Raw genomic sequence first — 15,679 nt, 5'->3', positions numbered from 1 at the left:
GGGCATCGTTGGGCATCTTTGCCCCAGCGTCGGGTACCGGGGCCGTGACGCACGGTCGCGTCGGGTGCACTCTGGGAAGGTCGGTCATCGGGGGGAGCGGGCGTGAGCAGTGTCGGCAAGGGGACAACAGGGGAGAGCGGGGAGGCGAACATCGTCCACGTGACGATGATCGCGATGGCCGCCGCCATGGGCGGTTTCCTGTTCGGGTACGACAGCGCCGTCATCAACGGCGCCGTCGACGCCATCCAGGCCAGGTTCGAGGTCAACTCGGCGGTCCTGGGCTTCACCATCGCCTCGGCCCTGCTCGGCTGTGTGCTGGGCGCGGCCACCGCCGGTTACCTGGCCGACCGCCACGGGCGCATCCGGGTCATGCAGGTCGCCGGTGCGCTGTTCGCGATCAGCGCCATCGGCTCGGCCCTGCCGTTCAGCGTGTGGGACCTGACCGCCTGGCGCATCGTCGGCGGCGTCGCCATCGGCATGGCCTCGGTCATCGCCCCCACCTACATCGCCGAGGTCTCACCGGCCGCCTACCGGGGCAGGCTGGGATCGCTGCAACAGCTGGCGATCGTGCTGGGCATCGCCTGCTCACAGCTGGTCAACTACGGCATCGCCCAGATCGCCGACGGCAGCTCCCAGAACATGCTCGGCCCCGTCCAGGCCTGGCAGTGGATGCTCGGCATGGAGGTGCTGCCCGCCACGATCTACCTGCTGCTCAGCCTGCTCATCCCCGAATCCCCCCGCTACCTGGTGCGGGTGGGACAGGTGGACAGGGCCCGGGCCATCCTGTCCGATGTGGAGGGCGGCGGCGCCGAACGCATCGAACGGCGCATCGGGGAGATCCGCCAGGCCCTGGGCTCGGAGGTACGGCCCAAGCTGAGTGATCTGCGCGGCCCCTACCTGCTGTTGCCGATCGTGTGGATCGGCATGGCCCTGTCGGCGTTCCAACAGCTCGTGGGCATCAACGTCATCTTCTACTACTCCAGTTCGCTGTGGCAGTCGGTGGGCATCGCCGAAACCGACTCGCTGCTGTTGAGCCTGTTCACCTCGGTCGTCAACATCGTCGGCACCGTCATCGCCATCACCCTGGTGGACCGGATCGGCCGCAAGCCCTTGCTGCTGGTGGGCTCGGTGGGCATGACCCTCGCGCTGGCCACCGCCTCCTACGCGTTCGGGAACGCCGTGGTCGAGGGCGACGAGGTGATCCTGCCGTTCGTGTGGGCGGCCGTGGCGTTGACGGCGGCGAGCTCCTTCGTGCTGTTCTTCGCCCTGTCCTGGGGTGTGGTCGTGTGGGTGCTGCTCGGCGAGATGTTCCCCTTGCGGATCCGCGCCGCCGCGATGGGCGTGGCCACCGCCACCCAGTGGCTGGCCAACTGGCTCATCACCGTCAGCTTCCCCAGCCTGCGCGACTGGAGCCTGAGCGGCTCCTACCTCATCTACGCGGGCTTCGCCCTGCTGTCGTTGCTGTTCGTCTGGCGGTTCGTGAAGGAGACCAAGGGCAAGACGCTGGAGGAGATGACCGGCTGAGCGGGGCGGGCCCGCTCTGTCAGCGTCGAGGACACGGACGGGCCGGAGCGGGCCCGGGAGTGCGCCGTGGCACCCCGGGGCGGCACCCCCGGGGCGAGGCCGATGGTCGGCGGCACCCGAGCCGGGAGTTCACCCGCCCCGCCGGACCGCCACCCGGAACCCGGGCTTCCCGGGCTTCCCGGAACGTACAGGACGGCGGCCCGGACGAGGACGCGCAGTGGCCCCATGAACAGCGAGGAGAACATCGACCGACCGCGTCTGTACGCCACGTCGCAGGCCCGTGACGCGGCCGCCCTCATCGACCACCGCACGAAGGTCCTCGGGTTCGTCGTGACCACCCGCCACGAGAACGCCGACGGCCGGGTGGCCCACGCCGAACCGCCGTGGCCCGAGAGCGGAGGCGGGATCGTGCTCGGCGACCACGTACCCGGGGGCGTCTGGACGCGCGAACCCGGACCGCCGCGCCCCGGGCGGGGCGCGGCGGGCACCGCGATCATTCCGAGGGCTCGCCCGCCAGCAGGGCGCGCACCCCCTCGGCCGTGGTCTCGACCAGCCCCTCGCCCACGAACAACCACCGCGTGATACCGATCGACTCCAGGAACGGCAGGTCGTGACCGGCCACCATCAGCGCGCCCTCGTAGGACTCCAGGGCACCGGTCAACCTCCGGACACCGGACACGTCCAGATTGTTCGTGGGCTCGTCCAACACCAACAACTGCGGGGCGGGGGAGGCCAGCAGCAGCGCCGCCAGCGTGGCCCGGAACCGCTCGCCGCCCGACAGGGTCCCCACCTCCTGGGCGGCGCGCGCCCCTCGGAACAGGAACCGGGCCAACTGGGAGCGGATACGCCGATCCTCCACCCCCGGCGCCGACCGTTCGACGTTCTCCACCACGGTCAGGGAGTCGTCCAGCACGTCCAGCCGCTGGGGCAGGAACCGGGCGGGCACGAACACCCGCGCCCGCCCCTCCCTCGGCTCCAACTCCCCGAGCAGGGTGCGCAACAGGGTGGTCTTACCCGCCCCGTTGCGGCCCACCAGGGCGATCCGCTCGGGACCGCGCACCCACAGGTCCGCACCCCTCAGGACCCCGTGCACCGGGGTCAGACCCTCGGCCCTGAGGACCTCCCGCCCCGAGGGCACGGCGGTCTCCGGTAGATCCACCGTGATCTCGGCGTCCTCACGAACCGCGTCGGCGGCCTCCTCCCGGCGTTCGCGCGCCTCGTCCAGGCGCTCCTCGTGCACCCCCTTGAGCCTGCCCGACGACTCCTGGGACCGGCGTTCGAGATTGCCGGCGACGATCTTGGGGATACCGCCCCGGGCCTGGACCCTGCGGTTCTGCCTCAGTCGACGGGCCAGCTTGGTCCGGGTCTCCTCCAACTCGCGTTTTTGCCGCCTGACGTCGGCGTCGGCGGCCCGCAGGGTGCGCTCGGCCGCCTCCCGCTGCACCGCCAGCGCCTCCTGGTAGGCCGACCAACCACCCCCGTACCAGGTGATCGACCCCGAGCGCAGCTCGGCGATGCGGTCCACGTGCTCCAACAGGTCGCGATCGTGGCTGACCACGATCAGAGTGCCCGAGCGCCACCCGTCGACGGCGTCGTACAACCGGCGTCGGGCGAACAGGTCGAGGTTGTTGGTGGGCTCGTCGAGCAGCAGGACGTCGGGGCGTTCCAGCAGCAGGGCCGCCAGGCGCAGCAGGATCGCCTCACCGCCGGAGATCTGGCCCACGGTGCGGTCCAGTTCGATGCCGTCCAGACCGAGTGCGCCCAGGGTGGCCAGGGCGCGCTCCTCGACGTCCCAGTCGTCACCGACCGTTTCGAAGTGCTCCTCGGACACCTCGCCGGCCTCGATGGCCTTGAGCGCCGCACGGGTGTCGGCGATGCCCAGGACCCGGTCGACGCGCAGGTCGGTGTCCAGGGTGATGTTCTGCGGCAGGTGGGCGACGCGTCCGTGGACGGTCACCGACCCCGACGTGGGCGCCCTCGACCCGGCCAGGAGTCCGAGCAGGGTGGACTTGCCCGAACCATTGGCTCCGACCAGGCCCGTACGGCCTCGGCCCACGGTCAGGGACAGGTCCTCGAACACGGTCGTGCCGTCGGCCCAGGCGACGGTCAGGGAGGAGCACGCGACGGAGACACCGGCGGCGGTGGGTTGTGACATGGTTCTCTCGCAATACGGAAGCGAAGTGACAAGGGCTTCGTATGCGAGCACCACGCGGCCGGGGCCGACAAGGAGCGGTGAGAGGGGTCCCGTGACGGGGACGGCTCGTGCACCGAGGTTCCATGCACGCGGATCACCGAGGGCCCGGGGCCGAGGGTGATGGCAGGCGAAAGGCCGTGCCGCGTGATGATCGCGAACCTCAGATGCGCAACGTCCACCTCATTCGTAGACGACAGGGACGGGAGTCAATCTACACGCCCCGCACCCCGATGCCAACGGAGAACCGAACACCACCCCCGAGGGGGATCTCCTCGCCCGACCCGACCCGACCCGACCGGATCAGGGGCGGGGCGGAACGGCGGACGGCCGATCGGCGGCCCCTTCCCGGAACACGGGGATCGCCCGGGCCGGGGGAGTGCGGGCACCGCTCACTCCAGGTCGATCTTGCGTTGGAGGTACTCCTCGCGGCCGATCTCACCGCGCGCGTATCTCAGCCGCAGCTCCTCCTGTGCGCGGTCGACCCGGAGAGGGGACCGGTCCGGGGGCGCGACCTTCTTGGCCTCGGCCACGGCCGACACCGTGATCACCAGATAGGTGCCCAACGCGACCATGACCAGGATCACGATCGTGGCGAAGAAAGCGGTCACGGCGTACTCCCTGCTGCGGAGGGAACCCTTCACCTTCCTGTCTACCCGGGCGGACCGGTCCGCACCAGGGGCCGACCGGACCTGTGCACAACGCGGGCCCCGCGCCGGTCGCCTTAACCTGGGATGTCGCCATCCGGACGAAAAGGGGCGGGATGCGCGTTCTGCTCGTGGACAATCACGATTCCTACACCTACAACCTCTTCCAGCTGATCGCCGAGGTCGCCGGGACCGAACCGGTCGTGCTCACCAACGACGACCCCGACTGGGACCGGCTCGACCTCGCCGGCGTGGACGCCATCGTGATCTCACCCGGACCGGGCCGCCCCCAACACCCGCGCGACCTGGGCCGGGTCCCCGAACTCCTGGCCGTCACCCGGCTCCCGGTACTGGGCGTGTGCCTGGGCCACCAGGCCATCGCCCACCTGGCCGGGGCCGACGTGGTCTCGGCCCCCCGCCCCCGCCACGGCCACCTGACCCGGGTGCGCCACACCGGCCGGGGCCTGTTCGAAGGGCTGCCACAGGACTTCACCGCGGTGCGCTACCACTCGCTGGCCGTCCCCGAACCCCTGCCCGCCCCCCTGACGGTCACCGCCCGGGCCGAGGACGGCGTGGTCATGGCCCTGGAACACCGCACCCTGCCACGGTGGGGGGTGCAGTTCCACCCCGAGTCGATCGCCGGACAACACGGCGCCGCCCTCATCGGCAACTTCCTGGACCTGGCCCGTCCCGACCGCCCCGCACCGGCCCCGCCCGCCCGCCCCGAACCCCCGACACCCCCGCATCCCGCCCCCCGCACCCTGACACTGCCGTACGCCGTCGACGCCGAGGCCGCCTTCGCCCACCTGTACGGCGACGCCGAGTACGCGTTCTGGCTGGACAGCTCCCGCCCCCAAGGGCCGGCCCGCTTCTCCTTCCTGGGCGCGGCCACCGGCGAGGTCCTCACCTACCGGGTGGGCGGCCCGGTCCACGTGCGCGCCCCCGACGGATCCGCGCACGAGGAGCCCGGCACCGTCTTCGACGCCCTGGAACGCCGCCTGCGCGGGCGCGCCCCGAGCCCGCTGCCGTTCGACTTCACCGGCGGGTACGTGGGCTACTTCGGCTACGAGCTCAAGGCCGACTGCGGCGCCGCCGCGGCCCACACCGCGCCCACCCCCGACGCGGTGTGGCTGCGCTGCGACCGGTTCCTCGCCATCGACCACCACCGGGGCCGCACCCACGTGGTCTGCGCCGACGACCTCCCCGACGGCGACACCTGGCGGGCGGACACCGCCGCCGCCCTCGCCGACCTGGCCCCCCTGCCCGCACCGGAACCGGCGGCCACCCCCGTCGACCTCCCCGGACTGCTCCAACGCCCCCGCGAGGGGTACCTGACCGACGTCAAGGAATGCCTGGGCCACCTGGCGGCGGGGGAGAGCTACGAGATCTGCCTGACCAACCGCCTCCACCTCCCCTACACCGGCGGTGACCTGGACTTCCACCGCCGGCTCCGGGCCGCCTCACCCGCCCCCTACGCGGCCCTGCTGCGCCTGGGCGGGATGAGCGTCCTCAGCGCGTCCCCCGAACGCTTCCTGCGCGTGAACGGCCACGGCGACGCCGAGAGCCGCCCCATCAAGGGCACCGCGCCCCGCCACCCCGACCCCGACGTCGACGCCCGCGTCGCCGAGGAACTGCGCACCGGCGCCAAGACCCGCGCCGAGAACCTGATGATCGTCGACCTGCTCCGCAACGACCTGGGCCGAGTGTGCGAGGTGGGCAGCGTCGAGGTGCCCGCGTTCATGTACACCGAGTCCTACGCCACCGTCCACCAACTGGTCTCCACGGTCCGCGGCCGGTTGCGCCCCGAGGTGTCGGCGGTGGACGCGGTCCGCGCCTGCTTCCCCGGCGGATCGATGACGGGCGCGCCCAAACTGCGCACCATGGAGATCATCGACGCCCTGGAGGGCTCGGCGCGCGGCGTCTACTCCGGAGCCCTGGGGTACCTGTCGCACCACGGTGCCGCGGACCTGAGCATCGTCATCCGCACCGCCGTGCGCCACGACGGAGGGCTGACCGTCGGCGCCGGCGGCGCGATCGTCCTGGACTCCGACCCCCAGGACGAGTACGCGGAGATGCTCCTCAAGGCCGCCGTCCCCGCCCGCGGCCGCTGAAAACGGTTTGCGGACCACCGACACCGCGGTCCAAGGTGTGCGTCGTGCAAACCAACGTTCCCCGCTACCGGATCCGCGCCCGGCACACCGACACCACGGTGACCGTGTACCAGGCCTACGCCCCGCGCCTGGGACTGCCCGCCGCCCGTGAGGGCGGCTTCCCCACGGCGTGGAAGCGCGACCGCATGACGTGGATCAAGCCGTCGTTCCTGTGGATGATGTACCGGTGCGGGTGGGGGCTCAAGGAGGACCAGGAGACCGTCCTGGCCGTGGAGATCACCCGCGACGGGTTCGAGTGGGCGCTGCGCAACGCCTGCCTGTCCCACTACAAGGCCGACGTGCACGCCGACCGCGCCGCCTGGAAGCGCGACCTGCGCCGGGCCCCCGTCCGCGTGCAGTGGGACCCCGAACGCGACCTGCGTCTGAACCCGCTGGAGCACCGCTCCCTCCAGCTGGGGTTGGCGGGCGAGGCCTCCACCCGTTACGCCGACGAGTGGCTCGTCTCCATCACCGACGTCACCGCCACCGCGCGACGGATCCACGCCCTGGTACAACAGGGGGACACGGAGGGGGCCGCCGCGCTGCTGCCCGCCGAACACCCCTACCCCGAGACCCCCGGCCTGCTCGACCGCCTGCGCCCCGCCCCCTGAGGAGCCACGCGCGTCGTCGACGGTGACCGTCCCGGGAACGGCGGCCCCCGCTCGGGATACCTGCCGCGGGCGGGGGAGCGGGCGCACCCGACCCCGGAGGAGACCGGCGTCCCGACCGCCCAGTCCCGCGCCGCCGGGTCGGTGAGGGGGGCACCGTCCAGGGCATCGGCCTCCCCGGCCTCGGACAGCCAAATGAGGAAGGCCGCAGTGCTGGGCCGGTACTTGTCGCGGCTGGCCGTCCCCAGGTCGGTGGTGACGGCCAGCCGTTCGGTGAAGGCGGCGAGTTCGGCCGCCAGGTCGCCGGGAAGGCCGTAGGCACGCCGCGGCCGCGAGCACGAAGCCGTCTGACGCTTCTCGAACACCGGGGTTGAGGAACATCGGAACAGGATCCGGCGCTAAGCACTTCGCCCCTGCTCGTACCTTTGTGAGGGTTTGTACCAAGGCAGTCCAGGCACGCGAAAAACCCCCGCGCAACGCCCGGTTGCGCGGGGGCTTCCGTGACCTGGCCGTGACCTCAGTCGGGCTTGTGCTCGGGGGCCGGGACCGGGTCCAGGGGATCGAAGCTCCGACTGCCGACACCCGGGCCGGCCTTGGACCTGTGCACGAGGGGTCTCCTTCCCGGCGGGCACGCGGTGCGCCCGCTCCCGGCGTGACCTTCCCCGCCCCGGCGGTAGGCAGGCCCCGGCCGGGAGGGGCCATGGCCGCACTCGACCGGAAAACACGAAAAGCCCTGGACTCCGGGAGTACCGGAGGACGGGACTTCGTGGTGTGGCAGGGTCAGGCGGAGCCGTTGCCCCTTTCGGGCTTACTTGGTTCGCCCCCTACAGGAGGATCCGGGCGGCCTCGGCGGCCAGCGGGGACGCGGCGGCGGCCAGTAGCAGCAGGGCGCACCCGCCGCCGCCTCTGCGGGGGCTCGCGCCCGCGCCGGTCGCGTAGTGGTCACGCTCGGCCTCGTACTTGCGCCGCTGGATCTCGGCCCCCATCGCCCGTCCCAGGCAGTAGCCGCACTGGCTGTCGGTCTTGTGGCGTCCGCAGGTGCTGCAGGTGCTCACGCATCCTCCAAAGGCGCGCTGGGGGTAGGGGCACGACGATAGTCGGGCAAAGCTGGAGCGCCTAGTGCTGTGTCCGGAAAGGTTCGCCCGGGTGTTCTCTGATGTTGCTTCGGTTCGGTGGACAGATGCCCGCTTTCGGGTAGTTTGTCGCCGAACAAGGAGATTGAAGTGCCCAAGACCCGCCCCGCGTACCCACCGCAGTACCGCGACCAGATCATCGCGCTGGCCCGCTCCGGCCGCACCCCCGAGAACCTCGCCGCCGAGTTCGAGCCCTCCGCCCAGACCATCCGCAACTGGATTCGCCAGGCCAAGATCGATTCCGGCCAGCAAGAGGGCACCACCAGCGACGACAAGGCCGAACTGGCCCGCCTGCGCCGCGAGAACGCCCAACTGCGCGAGGAACGCGAGATCCTGCGCAAGGCCACGGCTTTCTTCGTCCGGGAGACCAGCAGGTGATCCACCGGCTGATCGACGAAGAAAAGGCACACCACCCCGTCTCCCGCATGACCCGGCTGCTCGGTGTGTCGCGGCAGGGCCACTACCAGCACGTGCGCCGGACCCGGACCGGGCCCGGTCCCCGCCAACGCTCCGACGCCGAGCTGACCGAGCGGATCCGCCACCACCACAAGAAGTCCCGGGGCACCTACGGCGCCCCCAGGATCCAGGCCGATCTGGCCGAGATCGACGGGCTGCGGGCGGGACGCAACCGCATCACCCGGCTCATGCGGGCCCAGGGCCTGGTCGGGGTGCACCGCCGCACCGGCCGCAAGAGCCTGACCGCTCAGGACCGGATGGCCTCGGCCCCGCCCGACCTGGTGGGTCGCGACTTCACCGCCCACGCGCCGAACACCACGTGGACCGCCGACATCACCTACGTGCCCACCGACCAGGGGTGGCTCTATCTGGCCGTGGTCCTGGACCTGTTCTCACGAAGGATCGTGGGGTGGGCGATGGCCGGGCACATGCGCGCCGAGCTGGTGTGTGACGCGCTGGCCCTGGCGGTGAACAATCGGCCCCGTAAGGTCCTGGGGTGGCGGACCCCGGCCGAGGTTTTCGAAGAACAGCTACGCTCGCTTCAACAGCCCGGTGTTGCAACGATCGGTTGAACCTACCCAGTACACGAGCCTGGCCTTCGGCAGGCGGTGCGAGGAGGCAGGGATCAGCCCGTCCACCGGGCGGACGGGGTCGTGTTACGACAACGCGGTCACCGAGAGCTTCTTCGCGTCGTTGGAGACCGAGCTGATCGACCGTGTCCGCTTGCCGACCCGTGCCGACGCCGAGCGGGAGGTGTTCTCCTACATCGAGGGGTTCTACAACCCGTGGCGGCGGCATTCCGCGAATGGTCAGCTCAGCCCTGCCGAGTATGAACGTCGTCACATGAGAGCCATGCAAGACGAGCTTGGAGAGCGGTCCCGGGCCGCGTAAAACCCCAGCTCATAGGTGTCCACCGAACTGAAGCAACTCCAAACCGCCGCGCTCTTGCCGCACATCAAGAACAACGGGGAGCGCTGCCCGCCACAGGTCCTGCGCCGGCTCGTCTCCGAACTCGAACGCATCGACACCCAAGCGGAGGACCTGGCCCGCGCACGTCGGACCCTGAAAGGCATGGTCGAGGCCACCCAGGAAGCCATGCGCGGCGAGTGAACACCGACTGAGCCACGGCTCTACCGCTCAATCCTGTGGTAATCCTCCTCGACCCCCGTCCTCACGCGCACGGGCCCGTACCCGCCCCCGGAGGCGACGGTCGCCCGAGCCGGGGTGGTCTGGGACGGGCGGGCCGAACGCGCCCGCGAGGGGAGACCGGCGGCTGTGACCCCCACCGAACTAGAACATGTTCTACAACGGTGTTAGGTTCCGGCCATGCGAGTTGACGAATACCTGCACCATGACGCCGTCGGCCTGGCCGCACTCATCGACAAGGGCGAGGTGAACGCCCTCGAAGTCCTCGAAGCCGCCATCACCCGCGCCGAACAGGTCCAACCCCGGCTCAACGCACTCGTCCTCACCATGTACGACGAGGCCAGGCGCATCGCCGCCGACCCCCCGAAAGGCCCCCTCTCCGGAGTCCCGTTCCTGCTCAAGGACCTCTTCCAGGACTACGCCGGCTTCCCCACCTCCGCCGGCAACCGCGCCCTGCGCCACATCCCCGCCCCCCACCACGCCGAAATCGTACGCCGCTGGCTCGACGCCGGACTCGTACCCTTCGCCAAGACCAACGTCCCCGAATTCGGAGCCAAGGGCATCACCGAACCCCGCGAGTTCGGCCCCACCCGCAACCCCTGGAACACCGCCCACACCCCCGGCGGCTCCTCCGGCGGATCGTCCGCCGCCGTCGCGGCCGGAGTCGTCCCCGCCGCCGGCGGCAACGACGGCGGCGGATCCATCCGCATCCCCGCCGCGTGCTGCGGCCTGTTCGGCCTCAAACCCGGACGCGGCCGGGTCCCCTTCGGCCCCTCCTGGGGCGAACCCATGCACGGCGCCTCCGTCAACGGGGTCCTCACCCGCACCGTCCGCGACAGCGCCCTGCTCCTGGACGTGATGGCCGGCCCCGAGGCCACCTCGCCCTACCCCATCGCCCCGCCCGAACGCCCCTACACCCGCGAAGTCGGCCACGACGTGGGCCGACTGCGCATCGGCTTCACCGACCGCTCACCCCTGGGCACCCGCGTCCACCCCGAGGCCGTCCGCGCCGTCCGCGACGCCGCCGCCCTCCTGGAGTCACTCGGCCACGACGTCGAGGAGGCCGAACCCGCCATCGACGGCCGCGCCCTCACCGAGGACTTCCTCAACCTCTGGTACGGATCCATGGCCGCCCTGGTCGACGGCATCAAGGCCGACACCGGCTGCTCCGACGACGACTTCGAAACCGACACCCTCTTCCTGGCCGCCATGGGACGCGCCCGCACCGCCGCCGACTACGTCCGTGGCCACGACCGCTGGAACGCCCACGTCCTGGCCCTGACCGACTTCCACTCCCGCCACGACCTGCTGCTCACCCCCACCATCGCCGGCCCGCCCCTCACCATCGGCCGCCTGGACCCACCGACCTGGCTGCGCTCCGCCGAACGCCTCCTGGTGCGCACCCGCACCGAACGGCTCGTGACCCGCACCGACCTCGTCACCACCGAGGTCATGAACAACCTCACCGCCACCCCGTTCACCCTGGTGGCCAACCTCACCGGAACCCCCGCCATGTCGGTGCCCCTGCACCGGACCCCCGCCGGGCTCCCACTGGGCGTACAGTTCATCGCCCCCGCCGCGGGGGAGGGCCTGCTGCTCCGCTTGGCCGCCCAACTCGAACAGGCCCGCCCCTGGGCCCACCACCGCCCCACCGGGGTGCCCTTCCCCGACCCCGCCGACGCCTGACCGCGCAGCGAACAAAAAAGGGGGGCGCCGCCCCACGGCGGCACCCCCCTTCACGACCTCACCCGGCGTCCACCACCAGCACGACCTTGCCGGTCACATGACCGGTGTCACCCAACGCGTGCGCCTTGGCCGCGTCCGCCAGCGGAAACGCCTCCTCCACATGCGCCCGCAGCAGACCCCGCTCCACCAGATCGGCCACGGCGACCATCCCCGCGTGGTCGGCCTCCACCAGCAACGTCCGGGCCCGCACCCCCAGCCCGTCGGCCTTCGCGGTGTGCTCGGGCGTCGTGGCCAGCAGCGACACCGCGATCCCACCCGGCCGCAGCACCTCCAACGACCGGCTCAACGTCTCACCCGCGAACGGGTCCAACACCACGTCCACCTCACCGGCCGCCTCCACGAAGTCCGCGCTCCGATAGTCGATGACCTCATCGGCGCCCAGCCCCCTCAAGAACGCGTGCTTGGGCGCGCTCGCCGTACCGATCACATACGCCCCGAGCGCCTTGGCGATCTGCACCGCCACGTGCCCCACCCCACCCGCGGCCGCGTGGATCAGCACCCGCTGACCGGGACGCACCCCGGCGGTGTCCACCAAGGCCTGATACGCGGTCAACGACACCAACGGCAGCGCCCCGGCCTGCACATGATCGATCCCGGCGGGCTTGCGCGCGAACGCCCGGGCCGGCCCCACCGCGTACTCGGCGTGCGAGCCCACCCCGTACGGATAGGGCAACATCCCGAACACCTCGTCGCCGGGTTCGAACAAGGTGACCCCGTACCCGACCGCCTCCACCACACCCGACACGTCCCAGCCCAGCACCAGCGGCGTCCGGTTCAAGAACCCGGCGTGCTCCCGATGCTTCCAGTCGGTGGGATTGACCCCGGCGGCGCGCACCCGCACCAGGATCCCGCTCGGCCCGGGCACCGGCCGGGGCACGCGCACCTCCCTCAGGACCTCGGGGCCGCCGTGGACGTCCTGGGAGATCGCCCTCATCGTCATCTCATCGGTTTCGCTCATGGATCCCAGCCTGCCCAAAGCCCCCGGGCCACGCCATGGCATGATCGCCATCTTTCAATAAGATCGTGCCATGAGCAGCCCCGTACACCACGTGGCCGTCCTCGCCCTGGACGGCGTCTACCCCTTCGAACTGGGCATCCCCTCCCGCGTGTTCGGCGCCGCCGACGGCCGCTACGAGGTGCGCACCTGCGCCCTGGACGGACCCTCGGTACGCACCAACGCCGACTTCTCCGTCACCGTCGACCACGGCCCCGAACTCCTCACCGACGCCGACACCGTCGTCATCCCCCCGTTCGACACCGCCCGCATCACCCGCCACCCCTCGCCCACCCTGCGCGCCGCCCTGGACTCCCTGCGCCCGGACACCCGCCTGGTCTCCATCTGCACCGGCGCGTTCGTACTGGCTTCGACCGGCCTACTGAACGACCGCCCCGCCACCACCCACTGGGCCCTCACCGACACCTTTCGCACCTGGTTCCCCCGCGTGCGCCTGGACCCCGACGTCCTGTTCGTCGACGACGGCGACGTCCTCACCTCCGCCGGGGCCGCCTCCGGCGTGGACGTGTGCCTGCACCTGGTCCGCCGCGACCACGGCACCCGGGTCGCCAACCACGTCGCCCGCGTCTGCGTCGTCCCACCCTGGCGCGACGGCGGCCAGGCCCAGTACATCGAGCACCCGGTACCCGACCCCGACCGGACCGGCACCGCCCCCACCCGCCAATGGGCCCTGGAACACCTGGCCGAACCCCTGTCCCTGGCGGACCTGGCGGCACACGCCCGGATGAGCCGACGCACCTTCGTACGCCGCTTCAACGAGGAGGTGGGCCTGAGCCCGGGCCGCTGGCTCACCGCCCAACGCGTGGAGCGCGCCCGCCACCTACTGGAGTCCACCGACCTGACCGTGGACGAGATCGCCGGCCGGATCGGGTTCGCCACCGGCACATCCCTACGCCAACACCTGCGCACCGCCCTGGGCGTGTCCCCGATCACCTACCGCCGCACCTTCCGCGGCGCCCCGGACCCCGTTCCCTCAGGCGAACCCCCTATTCCCACCAGAGCAATAGGATTTCCGATACCGACATCCAGAACATCATTGGATATCCGGCGCACGCCGTCCTAACGTCGAGGACACCGCACCACGCAACGAGAGGACGGTCCCCATGAGGATCGGCATCATCGGCGCCGGCAACATCGGCGGCAATCTCACCCGCGGACTCACCGCCCTGGGCCACGACGTGAAGGTCGCCAACTCCCGCGGACCACAGACCCTGACCGACCTGGCCGCCGAGACCGGCGCCACCCCGGCCACCACCGCGGAAGCGGCCCGAGGGGCCGAAGTCGTCGTGGTCACCATCCCCCTCAAGAACATCCCCGACCTGCCCACCGACCTGTTCGCCGAAGCGACCGAAGGCCTCGTCCTCCTGGACACCAACAACTACTACCCGCGCGAACGCGACGGCCGCATCGCCGCCATCGAGGACGACGGGCTCACCGAGAGCCGCTGGGTGGAACACCACCTGCGCCACCCGGTGATCAAGGCCTTCAACGGCACCTACGCCTCCGACCTGCTGGACCGACCCCGCCCGGCCGGAGACCCCGAACGCATCGCCGTACCGGTCGCCGGCGACGACGAAGCCGCCAAGAAGGTCGTACGCGACCTCGTCGACGCCCTGGGCTTCGACACCGTCGACGCCGGAGGCATCGACGACTCCTGGCGCCAGCAGCCCGGCACCCCCGTCTACGGACTGCGCGGGGGAGTGGAGGCCGTGACCGAGGCCCTGGCCCAGGCCTCCTCGGACCGCCCTGCGGACTTCCGGGGCTGAACCCCGGACACCGATCCCGCTCTCGACCCGCTCGGCGACGGCCTCACACCGGGCGGGTCGAGAGCGCGGGACCAGCGCCTCCACCGTGACGTCCAACCGCTCACCCGAACGCCGCTGATGCCAGACCCCTGCGGCGAACCCGTCCAGGTACGGCACCGGGTCATTTCCGGGGTGAGAAACCCCTTGTCGGGCCTGATACCGCCCACTCGGCGGCGGCCGAGGCCGCGATCCACAACGGCGGCTCACGCCCGAGGGGCCGGTGCACGGTCCCACGCGGCCCGAAGGTCTCGACCGACCCGCGCGCCTCCCACGACGCGGACCGCACATCCGTGCGGACCGCCCGGCCATCAACGATCCTCCAGGGGATCGCGGTCGGCCCTCCGGAGGACGCCTGATCCACTCGCGGGTCGGTCGGCGACCGGCGACACGCTCCTCGCCGACACCCTGCGTAGGATCGGCGGCATGGCGATTCGGCTTGTTCAAATTCATATGAGTGCTCAGGACGACTCGGCGCTCGGCGGGTTCTGGGCGAAGGTCCTCGGCTGGGATGTCTCCAGCGAGGGACCCGGTGTGACGAACCTGGAACCCGAGGGCTTCGTCTATCCGGACCCCGTCGCCGTCTGCCTCGACGTCGTCGCCGTCCCGGAACCCAAGACGGTGAAGAACCGTGTGCGCATCGACCTCGCCACCACTTCCGTGGCCCATCAGGCGGAGTCGGTCGCGCGCCTTGAGGGTCTCGGAGCGACGCACGCCGACCTCGGCCAGGGCGACGTGCCGTGGACGGTCCTGGCCGACCCCGAGGGCAACGAGTTCCGCGTGCTGGAGCCTCGGGAGATCTACCGGGACACCGGGCCGATGGCCGCGGTGACGGTCGACTGCGTCGACCCCCGGGCGATGGCCCGGTTCTGGGACGAGGCGATGGACTGGACCCTGCACGAGGTGACCGACGATCGTGCGGTCCTGCGCTCCGCCGAGGGCGTCGGCCCGTATCTCGAATTCCTCCGCACGCCCGACGCGAAGACCGTGAAGAACCGCGTCCATCTCGACCTCCGACCGTACCCCGGTGACGACCAGGCGGAGGAGGTGGCCCGGTTGCGGGCGCTCGGCGCCATCGCCGTCGACATCGGTCAGGGCGACGTGCCGTGGACGGTCCTGGCCGACCCCGAGGGCAACGAGTTCTGCGTCCTCACCCCGGCCTGACGCGGACTCGCGCCGACCCTCCCGGCATCCGGTCGGGCGCCACCGCCAAGCCCGGGTCTTCCAGCGGGTCACGTTGACGCCTACCCGTCCCGCCACG

At 71.3% G+C, this 15,679-nt stretch carries 13 protein-coding genes and 1 pseudogene; 9 read left to right on the top strand and 5 right to left on the bottom strand.

Annotated features, from left to right (window positions below; genetic code table 11):
- Nucleotides 1-102 precede the first annotated feature (102 nt).
- On the top strand, nucleotides 103-1,524 hold the full coding sequence (locus PWG71_RS11670) for a sugar porter family MFS transporter (RefSeq protein WP_274809699.1): 1,422 nt from the start codon (nucleotides 103-105) through the stop codon (nucleotides 1,522-1,524).
- Nucleotides 1,525-2,017: 493 nt separating this feature from the next.
- On the opposite strand, the gene PWG71_RS11665 is transcribed toward PWG71_RS11670, so the two are convergent.
- Both PWG71_RS11665 and PWG71_RS11660 read right to left on the bottom strand, forming a co-directional pair.
- A complete protein-coding gene (locus tag PWG71_RS11665) occupies nucleotides 2,018-3,679 on the bottom strand; it encodes an ABC-F family ATP-binding cassette domain-containing protein (RefSeq protein WP_274809698.1) in 1,662 nt (553 codons plus the stop codon).
- A gap of 428 nt (nucleotides 3,680-4,107) precedes the next feature.
- Nucleotides 4,108-4,326, bottom strand: coding sequence for an SHOCT domain-containing protein (locus PWG71_RS11660; protein WP_274809697.1), 219 nt, complete (start codon nucleotides 4,324-4,326; stop codon nucleotides 4,108-4,110).
- Nucleotides 4,327-4,478: 152 nt separating this feature from the next.
- On the opposite strand from PWG71_RS11660, the gene pabB reads away from it, so the two are divergent.
- Together pabB and PWG71_RS11650 are read left to right on the top strand one after the other, a co-directional pair.
- The gene (gene pabB, locus PWG71_RS11655; protein WP_274809696.1) at nucleotides 4,479-6,473 is read left to right on the top strand and encodes an aminodeoxychorismate synthase component I; all 1,995 of its coding nucleotides are present in this window, start codon (nucleotides 4,479-4,481) and stop codon (nucleotides 6,471-6,473) included.
- A 44-nt stretch (nucleotides 6,474-6,517) separates the two neighbouring features.
- Complete coding sequence (locus tag PWG71_RS11650; protein ID WP_274809695.1) at nucleotides 6,518-7,123, top strand: DUF4291 domain-containing protein; 606 nt, start codon at nucleotides 6,518-6,520, stop codon at nucleotides 7,121-7,123.
- Here the strand turns inward: PWG71_RS11650 and PWG71_RS11645 are convergent.
- On the bottom strand, nucleotides 7,075-7,485 hold the full coding sequence (locus PWG71_RS11645; RefSeq protein ID WP_274809694.1) for a hypothetical protein: 411 nt from the start codon (nucleotides 7,483-7,485) through the stop codon (nucleotides 7,075-7,077). The two genes, PWG71_RS11650 and PWG71_RS11645, sit on opposite strands and share 49 nt — an antisense overlap.
- Nucleotides 7,486-7,944: 459 nt before the next feature.
- On the bottom strand, nucleotides 7,945-8,175 hold the full coding sequence (locus PWG71_RS11640; RefSeq protein ID WP_274809693.1) for a hypothetical protein: 231 nt from the start codon (nucleotides 8,173-8,175) through the stop codon (nucleotides 7,945-7,947).
- Between the two features lie 168 nt (nucleotides 8,176-8,343).
- On the opposite strand from PWG71_RS11640, the pseudogene PWG71_RS11635 reads away from it, so the two are divergent.
- The 3 genes and pseudogenes from PWG71_RS11635 to PWG71_RS11625 all read left to right on the top strand — a co-directional run bounded on the left by PWG71_RS11635 (nucleotide 8,344) and on the right by PWG71_RS11625 (nucleotide 11,541).
- A pseudogene (locus PWG71_RS11635) lies at nucleotides 8,344-9,600 on the top strand (IS3 family transposase).
- Between the two features lie 15 nt (nucleotides 9,601-9,615).
- Nucleotides 9,616-9,819 (top strand): hypothetical protein, encoded by a 204-nt coding sequence (locus PWG71_RS11630; RefSeq protein WP_274809692.1) that lies wholly within the window; start codon nucleotides 9,616-9,618, stop codon nucleotides 9,817-9,819.
- A gap of 216 nt (nucleotides 9,820-10,035) precedes the next feature.
- The gene (locus PWG71_RS11625; RefSeq protein ID WP_274809691.1) at nucleotides 10,036-11,541 is read left to right on the top strand and encodes an amidase; all 1,506 of its coding nucleotides are present in this window, start codon (nucleotides 10,036-10,038) and stop codon (nucleotides 11,539-11,541) included.
- Between the two features lie 58 nt (nucleotides 11,542-11,599).
- On the opposite strand, the gene PWG71_RS11620 is transcribed toward PWG71_RS11625, so the two are convergent.
- Nucleotides 11,600-12,559 carry an NADP-dependent oxidoreductase gene (locus PWG71_RS11620; protein ID WP_274809690.1) on the bottom strand — a complete coding sequence of 320 codons (960 nt, stop codon included), beginning with the start codon at nucleotides 12,557-12,559 and terminating at the stop codon, nucleotides 11,600-11,602.
- Between the two features lie 70 nt (nucleotides 12,560-12,629).
- Between PWG71_RS11620 and PWG71_RS11615 the strand changes: the two genes are divergently transcribed.
- The 3 genes from PWG71_RS11615 to PWG71_RS11605 all read left to right on the top strand — a co-directional run bounded on the left by PWG71_RS11615 (nucleotide 12,630) and on the right by PWG71_RS11605 (nucleotide 15,582).
- A complete protein-coding gene (locus tag PWG71_RS11615) occupies nucleotides 12,630-13,679 on the top strand; it encodes a GlxA family transcriptional regulator (RefSeq protein WP_274809689.1) in 1,050 nt (349 codons plus the stop codon).
- Nucleotides 13,657-14,382, top strand: a complete 726-nt coding sequence (locus tag PWG71_RS11610; protein ID WP_274809932.1) for an NADPH-dependent F420 reductase — start codon at nucleotides 13,657-13,659, stop codon at nucleotides 14,380-14,382. The genes PWG71_RS11615 and PWG71_RS11610 overlap by 23 nt, the downstream gene beginning before the upstream one ends.
- Nucleotides 14,383-14,844: 462 nt before the next feature.
- Nucleotides 14,845-15,582: a VOC family protein gene (locus PWG71_RS11605; RefSeq protein ID WP_274809688.1), complete on the top strand. Its 738-nt coding sequence runs from the start codon at nucleotides 14,845-14,847 to the stop codon at nucleotides 15,580-15,582.
- Nucleotides 15,583-15,679 lie beyond the last annotated feature (97 nt).

This window comes from Nocardiopsis sp. N85 (assembly GCF_028882275.1).
Taxonomy (GTDB): domain Bacteria; phylum Actinomycetota; class Actinomycetes; order Streptosporangiales; family Streptosporangiaceae; genus Nocardiopsis; species Nocardiopsis lambiniae.
This window is presented reverse-complemented; position numbering and strand designations above follow the sequence as displayed.

Excerpts from the sequence above, each read along its gene's own strand:
- pabB (WP_274809696.1), top strand. The coding sequence starts at position 4,479 with ATGCGCGTTCTGCTCGTGGACAATCACGATTCCTACACCTACAACCTC.
- PWG71_RS11615 (WP_274809689.1), top strand. The coding sequence starts at position 12,630 with ATGAGCAGCCCCGTACACCACGTGGCCGTCCTCGCCCTGGACGGCGTC.
- PWG71_RS11620 (WP_274809690.1), bottom strand. The coding sequence starts at position 12,559 with ATGAGCGAAACCGATGAGATGACGATGAGGGCGATCTCCCAGGACGTC.
- PWG71_RS11625 (WP_274809691.1), top strand. The coding sequence starts at position 10,036 with ATGCGAGTTGACGAATACCTGCACCATGACGCCGTCGGCCTGGCCGCA.
- PWG71_RS11605 (WP_274809688.1), top strand. The coding sequence starts at position 14,845 with ATGGCGATTCGGCTTGTTCAAATTCATATGAGTGCTCAGGACGACTCG.
- PWG71_RS11665 (WP_274809698.1), bottom strand. The coding sequence starts at position 3,679 with ATGTCACAACCCACCGCCGCCGGTGTCTCCGTCGCGTGCTCCTCCCTG.